This is a genomic window from Pseudomonas asplenii (genome assembly GCF_001293465.1).
GTDB classification, from domain to species: domain Bacteria; phylum Pseudomonadota; class Gammaproteobacteria; order Pseudomonadales; family Pseudomonadaceae; genus Aquipseudomonas; species Aquipseudomonas fuscovaginae_B.
Genome location: NZ_JSYZ01000018.1, coordinates 92,712 through 107,757, shown reverse-complemented (window position 1 = coordinate 107,757; position 15,046 = coordinate 92,712). Strand labels below are relative to the sequence as shown.

Sequence of the window (15,046 nt, the reverse complement as noted above, 5' to 3'; positions counted from 1 at the left end):
CTGTGCAGCCCTGACGGCCGGTAGGGTTTTCCCCACCTTTACTGGCCTGGATCAAGGTTTTGTCTCGGACAACCCCTTAACGTGATGGACATCGGTTCCCCGCGCAGCGGCGAACCACCACTCTGTGGCCGCGATGCGCCATATGTGTGTCGTGGCCGGGCCAGGAAGTGCCGGGCTCAGGGTGGCAGTCCACTCACGTCAATCATGGATGATGCAGAACATGCAGAACCTGGATCGAAAATACGATATTCAGCCGCTTCCCCGGGCGGATATGACCCTCCACCTCAATGGCCAGGATGTGCCCGCGGCAGAAGGCGAGACCGTGCTTTCGGTGCTGCAGTCGGTCGGCCTGCGTCAGGTTTCGCGCAATGACCACGGGCAAGTGGCCGGTGCCTTCTGCGGCATGGGGGTGTGCCAGAGCTGCCTGGTGTCGATCGATGGCCGGCTCAAGCGCCGAGCCTGCCAGACCCTGGTCAAACCCGGCATGCGTATCGAAACCGGCGTCAGCCGCTTTGCCGCGCTGGAGGTGCTATGAGCCAGCTTCCAGTCATCGTCGGCGGTGGCCCGGCGGGCATGTCGGCCGCCATCGAACTGGCACGCCATGGGGTGTCCAGCGTACTGTTCGAAGAAGCCTCGCGCCTGGGTGGGGTGGTCTATCGCGGGCCCCTGCGCAGTGGCGTCGATCTCGACTACCTGGGGGCGCGCTACAGTTCGACCCTGGAAAAACTGCACGGTGAATTCGCCACCTGTGCCGACCGGGTCGATGTGCGCCTCAACACCCGCATCGTCGGCGGCGAGGGCGCGCGGACGCTGATGGCACTGGATGCCGATGAATGCCTGTATCCGGTCGAATATCCGCAACTGCTGCTGGCCTCCGGCTGCCATGAGCGCAACGTGCCGTTTCCCGGCTGGACCCTGCCTGGGGTGATGCTGCTTGGCGGTCTGCAGTTGCAGATCAAGAGTGGCGTGGTCAAGCCGTTGGGCGCGACCGTGATTGCCGGCACCGGGCCGTTGCTGCCACTGGTGGCCTGCCAGCTGCATGCCGCGGGTGTGCCGGTGGCGGGTATCTACGAAGCCAGCGCCTTTGGCCGCATTGCCCGGGAAAGCCTGGTGCTGTTGAACAAGCCGCAGATGTTCCTCGATGGCCTGAGCATGCTGGCCTACCTGAAGCTGCACGGCATCCCCATGCACTACGGCTGGGGCGTGGTCGAGGCACGGGGCCAGGACGAACTGACCCACGTGACCCTGGCGCCGTATTCCGAGGATTGGCAACCGGACCTGGCACGGGCGCATCAGCTCGAAGCCCAGACCCTGGCCGTCGGCTACGGCTTCATCCCACGCACCCAGCTCAGCCAGCAGATGGGCCTGGCCCACGCCTTCAATGCCGACGGCTACCTGTGCGCCGAGACCAATGTCTGGCAGCAGAGCAGTGAGCCGCACATTCACCTGGCCGGCGACATGGGCGGCATTCGCGGCGGCGAAGCGGCCATGCTGGCCGGACGGATCGCCGCGGTGTCCATCCTGATGCAGCGGGATGTGCTCGGTGCCGACGCGGCCCTGGCGTTGCGCCAGGGTTATCTCGAACGGCTGGCGAAGATCCGCAAGTTCCGTTCCGGTATCGACCGCTACACCCGGCGCGGCACCCGGCAGATCGACCTGGCCAGGCCCGACACGGTGATCTGCCGGTGTGAACACGCCACCCGTGCCGACATCGACCTGGCACTGTCCCAGGGCGTGCAGGACATGGCCGCGCTGAAGATGCGTACCCGCGTGAGCATGGGCGATTGCCAGGGACGGATGTGTGTCGGCTACTGCAGCGACCGCCTGCGTGATGCCACTGGTCGTGCCGACGTCGGCTGGTTGCGACCACGTTTTCCTATCGAGCCGATTCCTTTTTCCGCTTTCGAGCAACTGGGCAAGGACGCCTGAACCATGAACAGAACCTACGATGTCGTGATTGCCGGTGGTGGGGTGATCGGTGCTTCCTGCGCCTATCACCTGTCCCGTGAGAAGAACCTGCGGATCGCCCTGATCGATGCCAAGCGTCCGGGCAACGCGACCCGCGCATCAGCCGGCGGCCTGTGGGCCATCGGCGAATCGGTGGGACTGGGCTGCGGGGTGATCTTCTTTCGCATGATGTCCGCCCGGCGCCGTCGCGAGGCCCATGGTGCGGCGGTGGCGGTGGACTCCAGCACCCCGCATATCCTGCCGCAGTCGTTCTTCGACTTCGCCCTGCAGTCCAATGCGCTGTACCCGCAGTTGCATCGCGAACTGCTCGAACGTCACGGCATGGACTGCAAGTTCGAACGCACCGGCCTTAAGTATGTGATCTATGACGAGGAGGATCGGCTCTATGCCGAACATATCGTCTCGCACATCCCGCACCTGGCCGACCAGTTGCGCTGGCTGGACCGTGACGCCCTGCGCGAAGCCGAGCCGGCGGTGAGTGGCGAGGCGCAAGGCGCGCTGGAGTTTCTCTGCGACCATCAGGTCAGCCCGTTCCGCCTGGCCGATGCCTACACCGAGGGCGCCCGGCAGAATGGTGTCGATCTGTTTTTCAACACCAACGTCACCGACGTGCTGCACCACGGCGGCCGCGTGAGTGGTGTAAGGACGGCGGAGGAGGGCGAGTTCCATTGCTCCACGCTGATCAATGCCGCCGGGGCCTGGGCCGCCGAACTGAGCCGGCAGGCCACCGGGATCGCAATTCCGGTCAAGCCGGTCAAGGGGCAGATCCTCCTGACCGAACGCATGCCCGGCCTGTTGCGTGGCTGCCTGACCACCAGCGATTGCTACATGGCGCAGAAGGACAACGGCGAGATCCTGATCGGCAGCACCACCGAGGACAAGGGCTTCGACGTGACCACCACCTTCCCGGAAGTGGCCGGGCTGGTGCAGGGGGCCGTGCGCTGCGTACCGCAACTGCAGGGCATCAACCTCAAGCGCTGCTGGGCCGGCCTGCGTCCGGGTTCGCCCGATGAACTGCCGATCCTCGGACCGATGGCGGGTGTCGAGGGCTACCTCAATGCCTGCGGCCATTTCCGTACCGGGATCCTGACCTCGGCGATTACCGGGGTGATGCTCGAACGCCTGGTCAATGAGCAGCCACTGCCGCTGGATATCACGCCGTTCCTGGCGGATCGCTTCGACGCTGCCGCGACCCTGGGAGCAGTGCCGCACAAGGATCTCGCACCCGCCTGAAACCTGTGGGAGCGTTGACGCGGGGAGGCCTGCGCAAGAGGGGCTCATCCAGAGCGTGCTCGCCAGGCACGGGCGACGTGCCAGTGTCAGCCCGGCCTGAGGTTCAGGTCGTCGGGTCCCAGCGCTGGGACCAGTCGGTATCGGCCCTGACGATTTCGCGCAGCAGCTCGAAGGCCTTCTGCAGAGCGGCCGAGTCCCGTTCGCGGGCATACACCAGGTAGGTCGGGTAGCTGAACTCCGGCGCCTTGGGCACCCGCTCCATCACGCCGCTGTCCAGGTAGCTCTGGACCACGCGGGTGCGGAAATAGCCGGAGCCGCCATTGCCCAGGATGAACTGCAGGGCCACCGGGCCCAGGTTGAAGCTGGCGGCGGCCCGGGCCTTGTCCGGCAGGGCGGCGTCATGCTGGCGACGGAAGCTCTCGCCCCAGTCGATGTACACGTAAGGGTCGGGCTGTTCCACCAGACGCACCAGGATCAGCTTTTCCTCCAGCAACTGTTCCACCTGCAGCCCCGGCCAGTAGGTGGGCTGATAGACCAGCGCGGCATCGAGCACCCCCAGTTCGAGCTGGCGCAGCAACTGCTCGCCGTCGCGGATTTCCGTGCGCAGGGCGTGGGTGGGGATGTGCTCGCGCAGGGCCTTCGCCCAACTGAGAATCAGCGGGTTGCACAGGCTGACTTCGCCACCGATGTGCAGCATGTTGTTGAACCCTTCCGGCAGCGGCAGATTGCGGCGGGCGGCATCCCAGGTCTGCACCAGCTGGTTGGCGTAGACCACGAAGGCCTCGCCGTCGGCGGTCAGCCGGGCGCCGGCGCGGTTGCGCACGAACAGTCTGGCATCGAGCTGACTTTCGAGTTTCTGCACCCGGGCGGTGATCGCGGTCTGGGTCACGTGCAGCTTCTCGGCGGCAGCCACCAGGCTGCCGCAGCGGGCGATTTCGAGAAAGGTGCGGGCGAGGTCGATATCCATGGATCGTCCCGGGAGCAAGGGAAGCACAGTGTAACCGCTAGCGACCCGACCAGGTCTGCGCGCCGTTCGGTCAGTCGCTGAACACCTGGGCGATCAGCCACACGTTCGCCGCGCTGATCGCCACGAACAGCAGCCAGGCCAGGCCCCGGGTGTACCAGCGGTTGACGAATTCGCCCATCAGGCGTTCGTCGCCGGTCATGCGGATCAGCGGGTACAGGGCGAACGGCAGTTGCAGGCTCAGCACCACCTGGCTCAGCACCAGCAACTTGCCGACGGCGCCTTCGCCCATCAGCCAGACGCCGATGAACGCCGGGATCAGGGCCAGGCCGCGGGTGATCAGGCGGCGCTGCCAGCAGGGAATCTTCAGGTTCAGGTAGCCTTCCATGATCACCTGCCCGGCAATGGTGCCGGTGAAGGTCGAGCTTTGCCCCGAAGCCAGCAGCGCGATCCCGAACAGGATACTGGCGAAGGCGCCGCCCACCAGCGGATCGAGCAGGTGGTAGGCGTCCTGGATCTCCACCACCTCGGTGTGTCCGGACTGGTGGAAGGCTGCCGCCGCGAGGATCAGGATCGCCGCGTTCACCAGCAGTGCCAGGGCCAGCGAGCCGATGGTGTCGAAGCGCGCCAGGCGCACCGCATCGCGGCGGCTGGCGAGGTCCTGGCCGACCAGGCGGGTCTGCACGATGGAGGTGTGCAGGTAGAGGTTATGCGGCATCACGGTCGCCCCGAGGATGCCGATGGCCAGGTACAGCGGAGCGGCTTCGCTCAGGGCCGAGACCGAGGGCTTGAAGCCGTCGAACACCTGCGGCCAGTAGGGCTTGATCAGCACCAGTTCAATGAAGAAGCACACGCCGATGGTTGCCACCAGCACCAGCATGATCGCTTCCAGGCGGCGGAAACCGCGGTTCTGCAAGGCCAGGATCAGCAGTGTGTCGAAAGCCGTCAGGACGATGCCGAAGGTCAGCGAGCAGCCCAGCAGCAGGTGGAAGGCCAGGGCGCAGCCGAGCACCTCGGCCAGGTCCGTGGCGATGATGGAAATTTCCGCGAGCAACCATTGGGCCTTGGCCGAGCGCGGGCTGTAGCGGTCCCGACACAGTTGCGCCAGGTCCCGGCCGGTGGCGATCCCCAGGCGCGAGCACAGGCACTGCACCGCCATGCCCGCCAGACTCGCCAGCAGCACCACGAACAGCAGGCTGTAGCCATAGCGCGAGCCGGCCTCGATGGCCGTGGCCCAGTTGCCCGGGTCCATGTAGCCGATGGAGACCAGCAAACCGGGGCCGGCGAAGCGCAGCACGCGCTTGAAGAACGGCGCGCCGCTGTCGACTGCGATCGAGCCGTTCACTTCAGAAGGGCAGAAGGGGGCGGTGGCAACTTTCGGCAGGCTGAATTTCACACGGCGATCCAAGGCTGAAGGAATGGGGTCCCCAGCTTAGACGCTTGCAGGCTCCGGCCCAAGCCCGGTTGATTGTGCTTGGCATCTTGCGGGTGCTCCAGTTTGCGCGAATCGGTCGGATTTCAATCTACATAATAATCATTTGCATTGATAGATAAAGATCATTTGCGCTTCAGGCGCGGCGCGAGAAGGCAGACGGGTACACGAAAGCTGCGGGGGATTGTCGGCAGGCAACCCGTGGCGCCTGGCGCCACGGATGGAGACAAGGCCCTCAGGCCTTGGTGTCGATGGAGAGGCTGGCGCCGGAGTTGGCGAACTGTTGCAGGTTGAGCATCACGCTGATCGCCCGCTTGTACTCGGGGATCATGACGTTGGCGAACGGCTCGTTCTTGCTCGGGCCGCTCTGCAGCGTGCTGATCTGGTTGGCGAAATAGTCCAGGGCGTTGAACTTCTCGTTCGGCTTTTTCTGCGTGCCGGCGCTGGACAGCAGGTTCGCCTTGGAGGCACTGATCAGGCCCTGTTCCTTGAGAATGTCGCTGTATTTGGACAACTGCTCGGGGGTGACCGCTTTCGGGTCGAAGCCCTGGAATTTCGACTGCAACTTGTCCTTGGCCATCTTGGCCGTGTCGAGTGCCTTCGGGTCCGGCTTGATGTCCTTGAGCACCTCGTCGGTCTTGACCTTCTGCTTGGCGGCCTTTTCCGCCGCCGCGGTACCCTGCTTGAGGACCCGCGAGCGCATCTCGGTGGCCCACGCGGTGATCGAACCTACGCTCATACCCGACCCCCAGCGTTAAGGTGGCTGGCGGCCTTGGCGTCCTGCCCGGTTTCTGGTGAGAAAACCATGGGAAATGTCCTGTCGAATGTCGGGTGATTGAAAGAATTCCAACCCAGTGTATCGACGGGCCATGAACTATATTCAGTTTCGTTACAAACTTCATACAAATGCCCCCAGCCTTGCCGCTCAAGGCTGCCACGGCGTGACGTCGCCGCTGAGCTTGCGGTCGAGAAAGCACGCCGCGCTGATCAGTGCCAGGTGGGTCAGGGCCTGTGGCGTATTGCCCAGGTGCCGGGCCTGGGGATCGAATTCCTCGGCATACAGTCCCAGCGGGTTGGCGTAGCGCAGCAACTGTTCGAACTCCAGGTGCGCCTGCTCCACGCGGCCGGCGCGGGCCAGGCACTCGACGTACCAGAACGAGCAGGCGGCGAAGGCGCCTTCGTTGCCCGGCAGGCCGTCGATGGGGTGGTCGTCGTTGCGGTAGCGGTACACCAGGCCGTCGCGTACCAGGCTTTTCTCGATGGCGTCCAGGGTTGCCAGCCAGTGCGGGTCAGTGGCGCCGACGAAGCGTACCAGCGGCATCAGCAGCATCGAGCCGTCCAGGCCGGTGCCGCCGATGTGCTGGACGAAATGTCCGCGTTCGGCATTCCAGAAGTTGTTCCAGATATCGTTGTGGATGGCCTGGCGGGCCTGGTCCCAGCGGGCGAACGGCGCCGGCAGCGAACGCTTGGAGGCCAGGCGGATGGCGCGGTCCAGGGCCACCCAGCACATCAGTCGCGAATGGAGGAAGTGGTGCGGGCCGCCCCGCATCTCCCAGATGCCGACATCGGGCTTGTTCCAGTTGGCGCAGACGTGGTCGATGAGCTGGCCGACACGCAGCCAGTCCTGGTGGGAAATCGCTTCGCCGTACTTGTTGGTCAGGTACACCGCATCCATCAGCTCGCCGAAGATATCCAGCTGGACCTGCTCCCAGGCCTGGTTGCCGATGCGTACCGGGCGCGCGTCGCCGTAGCCGGACAGGTGCGTCAGCTCGATTTCGGGCAACTGCCGGGTGCCGTCGATGGCGTAAAGGATATTGAGTTTGATGGCTTGCTCGCAGCCGTCGCCGACACGCCCGCGCAACCAGCGCATGAAGTCGTTGGCCTCCTCGACATAGCCCAGGCGCATGAAGGCGTAGATGGTGAACGAGGCATCGCGGATCCAGGTGTAGCGATAGTCCCAGTTGCGTTGGCCGCCGCGGCTTTCCGGCAGGCCGAAGGTCGCGGCGGCGAGGATCGCGCCGTGCTTGCGCGAGGTCAGCAGCTTGAGGGCCAGGGCCGAACGGTTGACCGCTTCGCGCCAACGGCCACGGTAGGTGGAGCGGCCGATCCAGTGCTGCCAGAACGTCAGGGTGTGCTGCAGGGCCAGTTGGCTGTCGCCGAGCCGGACCCGTGGGTCGTCGAGGGCGCCGAGAAGGAATTCGGCTTCCTGGCCCTGGCCCAGTTGGAAGCTGGCGACGGCGGCATTGCGTTCCACCTGCAAGGGTTGGTCGGCGCACAGGCGCAGGCTCGGCTGGCCCGGTGCATCGAAGCAGACATCGTTGCCGTCGGGGCGGGCGGTGGTGGCGGCGCGGGCGTAGTCATGGCGGACCGCGCAGCGCAGGTGGAACGTCGCCTGGCCGCTGACCACCCGCACACAGCGGATCAGCAGCGGCAGGTCGTCCTGGTCATCGCTGACCGGCAGCAGGTCGGTGATCTCCACCACCGCCTGGGCGCTCAGCCAGCGGGTACGCAGGATATTGGTGTCGGGCAGGTAAATTTGCTCGCGGCGTGCGTCGGGCAGGTCCGGGGCCAGTTGGAAGATCCCGGCGTCGGGCGTGTCCAGCAGGGCACAGAAGATCGCCGGGCTGTCGAAGGCCGGCCAGCAGAAGAAATCGACGCTGCCACGGTCGTTGACCAGCGCGGCGCTGCCCCTGTCGCCGATGATGCCGTGGGCTTCGATTGGGCTCTGGGGTTCGTTGGAACGCTCGGTCATGGCCGCGGGACTCCGGGTCGAGGAACAGGCTTGGTTGACTGCGCAGCGTGGCGGCACTCACTGAGCTGACCGGTATGGCTCGACGGAAGTTCAGACCGAGGGCAGACTTACTGCTCAAGGGCGTCATCCGGCTCCAGGTTGCCACCCAGGTGATCGCCGAGCTTGAGGCGGTCTTCCTCGATCCAGCCGGTAAAATCCTCACCGTTCCGGGCAACGTACATGACTTGGGCCCAGCCGTCCTCGGTGCTGGCATGGACGGTGACACCATCGCCGGGAATGATCTTGGGGCGTTGGGAAAGGGGGGGCGATCACTCGGGCAGGGCAACGGGTGTAAGGACCGGCTGGCCAGAGAAATAGGCCAGCAGATTCTGCGCCACCAGGCTGACCGTCGCCTGCGAAGCCTCCGGCGACAGGCCGGCGACGTGGGGTGTCAACACCACATTGGGCAAGCCCTTGAGCACGTCCGGCACGTTCGGCTCGTCGTCGAAGACATCCAGCGCTGCACCGGCGATCCGCTCCTGCTGCAGGGCGGCGACCAGTTCGTCGGTGAGCACCACGCTGGCGCGGGCGATGTTGACGAGGAAACCGTCCGGCCCGAGGGCATCGAGTTCCTTTCGGCCGATCAGGCCGTTGGTCGCGGCACCGCCCGGCGTGGCGACGATCAGGAAGTCCGAGGCGGCAGCCAGCTCGACTGGCGTTGCACAGTAGGCATATTCGATAGCCTCGCGCTGACGACGATTGTGGTAGCTCACCGCCATGCCGAAACCCCGTGCGGCCCGCTGGGCAATTTCCAGGCCCACGGCGCCCATGCCGAGGATACCCAGGCGCTTGCCGGCCAGTGACGGGCGCATCAGCTTGCGCCATTCGCCGCGACGTACCGAGGCGTCGGCCCTGGGTATATCACGGACCAGCGACAGCAGCAGGGCCAGGGCGTGATCGGCCACCGACGAGGCATTGGCGCCGGCGCCGTTGGTCACGACGATGCCGCGTTGCCTGGCCGCGTGCAGGTCGACCTTTTCATAGCCGGCGCCGATCACGCAGATGATCTCCAGCCGTGGCAGGGCGGCGATTTCATCGGCGAACAGGCCGAGCGGGCCGCGGGTCAGCACGGCGTTGATGCGTGCGCCCTGGGTGGCGATGGCTTCGGCGCGCAGGGCGCTGGTGGGCGCGAGGATCAGTTCGAAGCCATGGCGCTCGATGATCGGCAGGTATTCGGTGACGGTCTCCGTCAACACCAGTACGACGTTGGACATGCGGCTCTCCGCCCGTTGGCCAGTGAATGTCGGCCAACCTAACGCCGAGGGACCGCCGGGGCAAGCCTGTCAGTTGATTCTGATTGCCACCTGGTCCTTGTGGGCGATTCCCGGGTGTTGCGCAAGGCTTGAGTACCTGTTCGCGGGCAAGCCACGCTCCCGCAGGGATCGCATTTCAGGCAGGCAGCCCGAGCAGCGCCTTGGGTTCGAGAAAGGCTTCCATTCCATAGGTACCGTACTCGCGGCCAATCCCCGATTGCTTGAACCCACCGAACGGAGCCTTCGGCTCGTGGGCCAGGGTATTGATCAGCACGCGCCCGGCCTCGATCCGTTCGGCAACCTTGCGGGCCCGTTCGATATCGTGGCCCAGCACATAGGCCTGCAGGCCGTAGGGCGTGTCGTTGGCGATACGAAGGGCATCCTCCTCGTCACGGTAAGTGATGATCGACAGCACCGGCCCGAAGATTTCCTCGCGGGCAATGGTCATGTCGTTGGTCACCGCGCTGAACACCGTCGGCCGGACGAACCAGCCGGCTTCCAGACCTTCGGGCAGGCCTTCGCCACCGCTCAGCAGGCGCGCGCCGCTGTCGAGGCCGATGCGGATGTAACGCTGCACCCGCTGCCACTGCTTCTCGCTGACCATCGGCCCGATGCTGGTGTCCGCCGACCGCGGATCGCCGCTACGGATCCCGGCAATGGCCTTGAGCACGGCCGCCTCGGCCTCGGCCAGGCGTTGCTCCGGTACCAGGATCCGGGTGCCGGCGATGCAGGCCTGGCCGCTGTTCATGAAGCCGGCCTGCAGGGCCAGGGGGATGGCCTGGTCGAAGTCGGCATCGTCGAGGATCAGCACCGGTGACTTGCCGCCCAGCTCCAGGGTGACCCGTTTCAGGCTGTCGGCGGCCGAGCGCAGGATGTGCTTGCCGACGGCGGTCGAGCCGGTAAAGGAAATCTTCGCCACGTCCGGGTGGCTGCTGAGCCGCGCACCAACGGTTTCGCCGCGCCCGGTGACGATGTTGAAGACTCCGGGCGGTAGGCCGGCCTCATGCAGCGCCTCGCTGACGATGCGGGTCTGCAGGGCACTCATTTCACTGGGCTTGATCACCGCCGTGCAGCCGGCGGCGATGGCGGCGGCGAGCTTGCCGCAGATGAAGCCGGCGTTGCTGTTCCACGGGGTGATCAGGCCGGCGACCCCGAGCGGTTGCATGCTCACCTGGGCACTGCCGGCCTGGCGGATGAAGTCATAGTCCTGCAGGACCCGGGCCGCCTCCTGCAGCACGCTCGCCGCGTGCCGGGCCATCCACAGCGAGCGCGAGGCAGGGGCACCGTACTCTTCGATGATCGCCTCGTTGAGTTGTTCTTCACGGGCGGCGATGGCGGCATGCATGCGCAGCAGCAGGGCGACACGCTCGGTCCTGCCGGTGCGGGAGAAGGCCGGAAAGGCCGCCTTGGCGGCCGCGATGGCGGCATCGGCGTCGTGCTCGTCGGCGAGACGGACCTGGCCGATGACCCGGGCGGTGCTCGGGTTGAACAGGTCGAACCATTCCTGGCCATGGGGGGTGACAAACGTGCCGTTGATGTAGATCTGGTCAATGCGTTGCATGGCGGCTCCAAAGCGTGTTCGGGTGGTGTCGAATACGGTAAGCGACTAGCATTGGCCTGATAAATGGGATAAATCGGCATGACTTGGTGAGTGATTTGGGATAATGCGCACATCAGGGCTCAGTGAACTGGAAGCGGTGCTGGCGGTGGCCCGGCACCGCAGTTTTCGCGCGGCGGCCGCCGACCTGGACGTGTCGACCTCGGCATTGAGCCATGCGGTGTCGGCGCTGGAGGGGCGGCTCGGCACCCGCCTGTTCAACCGCACGACCCGCAGCGTGGCCTTGTCCGAGGCCGGGACGCAGTTCGTCGAGCGCATCTCGCCGGCACTGTCGGCCATCCGTCAGGCCATGGAGCAGGCCGGCAGCCATGCCGGTGTGCCCAGCGGGACGTTGCGCATCAACACGTCGGTGGGGGCGGCGAACCAGGCGATGGCGTTGTTCATCGAATACATGCGGCGTTATCCGCAGATGAATGTGGATATCGTCACCGAGAGCAAGCTGATCGATATCGTGGCGCAAGGTTTCGATGCCGGCATTCGCCTGCACGAGAGTGTGCCCCAGGACATGATCGCCGTTCCCCTGGGTCTGCCGTTGCGCCTGCTGGTGCTGGGCAGCCCGGACTATCTGGCGCGGCATCCGCTGCCGCAGACACCGACCGATCTGTACCAGCATCGTTGCATTCGCCTGCGCATGCCGAGCGGCCGGATCTACCATTGGGAATTCTCGCGCCACGGCCAGAGCCTGGAGGTGGATGTGCCGGGCGTGCTGACCCTGGATGAGCCGGGCCTGGTCCTGGAGGCCGCGCGGGCCGGGCTGGGACTGGCCTTTATCTCGCAGTGGAACGCGGCGGCCGATGTGGCGGCGGGGACTCTGGTCCCGGTCCTGCAGGACTGGACACCAGCGCTCGATGGCCTGTCGCTGTACTACCCGGGCCGCCGACACGTGCCGGCGGGGTTGCGGGCGTTGATCGAGCTGATCCGCGAGCGCGGCGGGGCGCTTCTGTAGTTACTGCGGGATTGTGTTGGCTTCTTCGCGGGCAAGCCCGGCTCCTACAGTGATGAGGTGTCCGCCAATGGTGTGTACGACGCTCCCCCTGTAGGAGCCGGGCTTGCCCGCGAAGGGGCCCTTGAACTCAATGCGCCTCCCCGGCCTTGACGCCCGCCGGCAGCGCCCGGGTCAGCAGCACCGCGAGCATGCTGATGCCCAGTGCCAGCCCGACGTAATGGAAGGCGTCGTTGTAGGCCATGATCAGCGCCTGCTGGTGGGTGATTTCACTGAGCTTGCCCAGTGCCGCGGCATCGCTGCCCAGCTTCTGCGCCAGCAGTGCCAGGCGCTCGGCCACTTGCGGGTTGGCCGGGACGATGGCTTCGCGCAGGTAGTCGAAGTATTCCCGGGTTCGTGCATCCAGCAGGGTGGCGAGCAGGGCGATGCCGATGGCGCCGCCGAGGTTGCGCAGGATGTTGAACAGGCTGGAGGCCGAGCCGGCATCCTGGGGCTGGATGTAGGCGGTGGCGATCAGCGAGATGGTCACCATGATCAGCGGCTGGCCCAGGGCGCGGATGATCTGGATCTGGTTGAACTGCGGGCCGGCGAAGTCCGGGTTGAGTACCCCCGAGGAAAAACTCGCCAGCCCGAACAGGCCGAAACCCACGGCGCAGAGCATCTTCGGTGACACGAATTTCATCAGTTTGGGCACCAGCGGAATCAGGAACAGCTGCGGCACGCCCATCCACATGATCACCTCGCCGATCTGCAGGGCGTTGTAGTTCTGGATCTGCGCCAGGTACAGCGGCAACAGGTAGATCGAGCCGTACAGACCGACCCCCATGCCCAGGCTGGAAATGCTCGACAGGCCGAAGTTGCGATTGCGCAGAATGCGCAGGTTGATCAGCGGGTTGGGCCTGGACAGTTGCAGGATGACGAAGGTTATCAGGCTCAGCAGGGCGATGCTGCCCAGGGCCAGGATCAACTCCGATTCCAGCCAGTCCTTGCGATGCCCTTCCTCCAGGAACACCTGCAGGCAGCCCAGGCCGACGCCCAGTGTGACGATCCCTGCGTAGTCGGTGCTCTTGAGCAGTTCCCAGTGCGCGTCCTTCTTCTCCAGACCGTAGAGCAGGCCGGCGATCATGATCAGGCCGGGCGGGATGTTGATGTAGAAGATGTATTCCCAGCCCCAGTTCTCGGTCAGCCAGCCACCCAGGGTCGGGCCGATCGACGGGGCGAAGGTGGCGGTCATGGCAAACATCGCCATGCCCTTGGCGCGGTGGTGTTCCGGCAGCTTGATCAGGGTCAGGGTGAAGGCCAGCGGGATCAGCGCGCCGCCGGTAAAGCCCTGCATGGCACGGAACACGATCATGCTCTCCAGGTTCCAGGCCATCGAGCACAACAGCGACGAGGCGAGGAAGCCCAGCGATACCCAGGTCGCCAGGCGCCGGGCCGAGAGCAGTTGCACCAGCCAGGCGGTGAGCGGGATCATGATGATTTCCGCCACCAGGTAGGAGGTGGAGATCCACGAGCCTTCCTCCAGGGTCGCCGACAGGGCGCCCTGGATGTCCTTGAGCGAGGAGTTGGTGATCTGGATGTCGAGCACCGCCATGAAGGCACCGAGCATCACGCTCATCACCGCGATCCAGTCGCGCCGGGTCGGTTCGCCGACCGGGCGGATCAGGGCATCACCGGCCATTGCCGTTATCGCGGATATCGACCTTGACGGTGACCGACATGCCCGGACGGATCAGGCCGTGCAGCGGGTTGTCGGCGGCGAACACCAGCTTGACCGGAATGCGCTGCACCACCTTGGTGAAGTTGCCGGTGGCATTGTCTGGCGGCAGCAGGCTGAACTGCGCGCCGGAAGCGGCGAACAGGCTGTCGACCCGGCCCTGGATCGGCGTGTCCTCATAGGCATCGAACCGCAGCGTGGCGTTCTGCCCGGGGTGCATGTGGCCGATCTGGGTTTCCTTGAAGTTGGCCTGGACCCAGATGGCCTGGTCCGGAACGATGGACAGCAGGTAGGCACCGGTCTGCACGTACTGGCCGTTGCGTGCCGCGCGCTGGCCGACCAGGCCGCTGATCGGCGCGCGGATTTCGCTGCGGCTCAGGTTCAGTTCGGCCTGGGCCAGTTCGGTGCGGGCGCTGGCGATTTGGCCGTCGAGACGCTTGAGTTCGGCGGTCAGGGCGTTGACCTGCTGGCGCTGGCTCTGCAGGTCGGCCTGGGCCTTGGCGACCTGGGAGCGGGCGATGTGGTTGTCGGCGGACAGGGTGGTGACCCGCTCCTCGGAAACGTAGCCGGGCTTGCGCAGGGTCTGGGCCCGCGACAGGTCGAGCTGCGAGCGTCCCAGGCTGGCCTGGCTGGCGGCGACCTGGGCATCGGCCGCGGCAATCAGGCTGGCCTGCTGGGTCAGCTTGCTCTGCGCCTGCAGCCGTTCGGCCTCGCGGGTGGCGAGGGTGGCGTTGGCGCGCTCGACCGCCAGCTGGAAGTCGGCCACTTCGAGCCGGACCAGCAACTGGCCTTGCTCGACAGGCTGGTTGTCGGCCACCAGCACCTGGTCGATGCGCGCCGCGAGCTGGCTGGAAACCCGGGTGATCTCGCCCTGGACGTAGGCATTGTCGGTGCTTTCATAAAAGCGCCCGCGCCAGAACCACTCGGCGAAGAAGCCCAGGGCGATCAGCAGGACGAGCAGCAGGAACACGAACAGGCGGCGTTTGAGTTGGGCGGGCATGGGCAGGCAACGGTCGGAATAATTAGTGAACTTCTCGGTAGATAAATCTGGCACAGCGCCCTTAGTGGGTAAATGCCACCAATTGAGAAACCCCCGGTTTTAGTGGCCTGAGACCCTTTTTCGACCG

The 15,046-nt window shown here is 65.5% G+C and carries 12 protein-coding genes; 4 read left to right on the top strand and 8 right to left on the bottom strand.

Annotated features, from left to right (window positions below; genetic code table 11):
• Positions 1-220 precede the first annotated feature (220 nt).
• The 3 genes from hcnA to hcnC are packed head-to-tail and all read left to right on the top strand — an operon-like array spanning position 221 to position 3,201.
• Entirely contained in the window at positions 221-535 is a 315-nt protein-coding gene (gene hcnA / locus PF66_RS22105; RefSeq protein ID WP_054059842.1) for a cyanide-forming glycine dehydrogenase subunit HcnA, read from the top strand.
• Complete coding sequence (gene hcnB, locus PF66_RS22100; protein ID WP_054063839.1) at positions 532-1,929, top strand: cyanide-forming glycine dehydrogenase subunit HcnB; 1,398 nt, start codon at positions 532-534, stop codon at positions 1,927-1,929. The genes hcnA and hcnB overlap by 4 nt, the downstream gene beginning before the upstream one ends.
• A gap of 3 nt (positions 1,930-1,932) precedes the next feature.
• Positions 1,933-3,201 carry a cyanide-forming glycine dehydrogenase subunit HcnC gene (gene hcnC / locus PF66_RS22095; protein ID WP_054059836.1) on the top strand — a complete coding sequence of 423 codons (1,269 nt, stop codon included), beginning with the start codon at positions 1,933-1,935 and terminating at the stop codon, positions 3,199-3,201.
• A 103-nt stretch (positions 3,202-3,304) separates the two neighbouring features.
• Here the strand turns inward: hcnC and PF66_RS22090 are convergent, their stop codons facing one another.
• The 6 genes from PF66_RS22090 to PF66_RS22065 all read right to left on the bottom strand — a co-directional run bounded on the left by PF66_RS22090 (position 3,305) and on the right by PF66_RS22065 (position 11,202).
• Complete coding sequence (locus PF66_RS22090) at positions 3,305-4,168, bottom strand: LysR family transcriptional regulator (RefSeq protein WP_054059835.1); 864 nt, start codon at positions 4,166-4,168, stop codon at positions 3,305-3,307.
• 70 nt (positions 4,169-4,238) lie between these two features.
• Positions 4,239-5,498, bottom strand: a complete 1,260-nt coding sequence (locus tag PF66_RS22085) for an Nramp family divalent metal transporter (protein ID WP_416773459.1) — start codon at positions 5,496-5,498, stop codon at positions 4,239-4,241.
• Positions 5,499-5,832: 334 nt separating this feature from the next.
• On the bottom strand, positions 5,833-6,336 hold the full coding sequence (locus PF66_RS22080) for a hypothetical protein (protein WP_054063838.1): 504 nt from the start codon (positions 6,334-6,336) through the stop codon (positions 5,833-5,835).
• A gap of 186 nt (positions 6,337-6,522) precedes the next feature.
• Positions 6,523-8,349, bottom strand: coding sequence for a glycoside hydrolase family 15 protein (locus PF66_RS22075; RefSeq protein ID WP_054063837.1), 1,827 nt, complete (start codon positions 8,347-8,349; stop codon positions 6,523-6,525).
• A 308-nt stretch (positions 8,350-8,657) separates the two neighbouring features.
• Positions 8,658-9,602, bottom strand: a complete 945-nt coding sequence (locus tag PF66_RS22070; protein ID WP_054063836.1) for a 2-hydroxyacid dehydrogenase — start codon at positions 9,600-9,602, stop codon at positions 8,658-8,660.
• A 175-nt stretch (positions 9,603-9,777) separates the two neighbouring features.
• On the bottom strand, positions 9,778-11,202 hold the full coding sequence (locus PF66_RS22065) for an aldehyde dehydrogenase family protein (RefSeq protein ID WP_054063835.1): 1,425 nt from the start codon (positions 11,200-11,202) through the stop codon (positions 9,778-9,780).
• A gap of 103 nt (positions 11,203-11,305) precedes the next feature.
• Between PF66_RS22065 and PF66_RS22060 the strand changes: the two genes are divergently transcribed.
• The gene (locus PF66_RS22060) at positions 11,306-12,205 is read left to right on the top strand and encodes a LysR family transcriptional regulator (protein ID WP_054063834.1); all 900 of its coding nucleotides are present in this window, start codon (positions 11,306-11,308) and stop codon (positions 12,203-12,205) included.
• Between the two features lie 127 nt (positions 12,206-12,332).
• Here the strand turns inward: PF66_RS22060 and PF66_RS22055 are convergent, their stop codons facing one another.
• The gene (locus tag PF66_RS22055) at positions 12,333-13,823 is read right to left on the bottom strand and encodes an MDR family MFS transporter (protein ID WP_192842754.1); all 1,491 of its coding nucleotides are present in this window, start codon (positions 13,821-13,823) and stop codon (positions 12,333-12,335) included.
• Positions 13,824-13,872: 49 nt separating this feature from the next.
• Positions 13,873-14,919 carry an HlyD family secretion protein gene (locus PF66_RS22050; RefSeq protein ID WP_054063833.1) on the bottom strand — a complete coding sequence of 349 codons (1,047 nt, stop codon included), beginning with the start codon at positions 14,917-14,919 and terminating at the stop codon, positions 13,873-13,875.
• Positions 14,920-15,046 lie beyond the last annotated feature (127 nt).

Coding starts and splice junctions, on each gene's coding strand:
- hcnA (WP_054059842.1), top strand. CDS start 221: ATGCAGAACCTGGATCGAAAATACGATATTCAGCCGCTTCCCCGGGCG.
- PF66_RS22060 (WP_054063834.1), top strand. CDS start 11,306: ATGCGCACATCAGGGCTCAGTGAACTGGAAGCGGTGCTGGCGGTGGCC.
- PF66_RS22050 (WP_054063833.1), bottom strand. CDS start 14,919: ATGCCCGCCCAACTCAAACGCCGCCTGTTCGTGTTCCTGCTGCTCGTC.
- PF66_RS22080 (WP_054063838.1), bottom strand. CDS start 6,336: ATGAGCGTAGGTTCGATCACCGCGTGGGCCACCGAGATGCGCTCGCGG.
- PF66_RS22075 (WP_054063837.1), bottom strand. CDS start 8,349: ATGACCGAGCGTTCCAACGAACCCCAGAGCCCAATCGAAGCCCACGGC.
- PF66_RS22070 (WP_054063836.1), bottom strand. CDS start 9,602: ATGTCCAACGTCGTACTGGTGTTGACGGAGACCGTCACCGAATACCTG.
- hcnC (WP_054059836.1), top strand. CDS start 1,933: ATGAACAGAACCTACGATGTCGTGATTGCCGGTGGTGGGGTGATCGGT.
- PF66_RS22065 (WP_054063835.1), bottom strand. CDS start 11,202: ATGCAACGCATTGACCAGATCTACATCAACGGCACGTTTGTCACCCCC.
- PF66_RS22090 (WP_054059835.1), bottom strand. CDS start 4,168: ATGGATATCGACCTCGCCCGCACCTTTCTCGAAATCGCCCGCTGCGGC.
- hcnB (WP_054063839.1), top strand. CDS start 532: ATGAGCCAGCTTCCAGTCATCGTCGGCGGTGGCCCGGCGGGCATGTCG.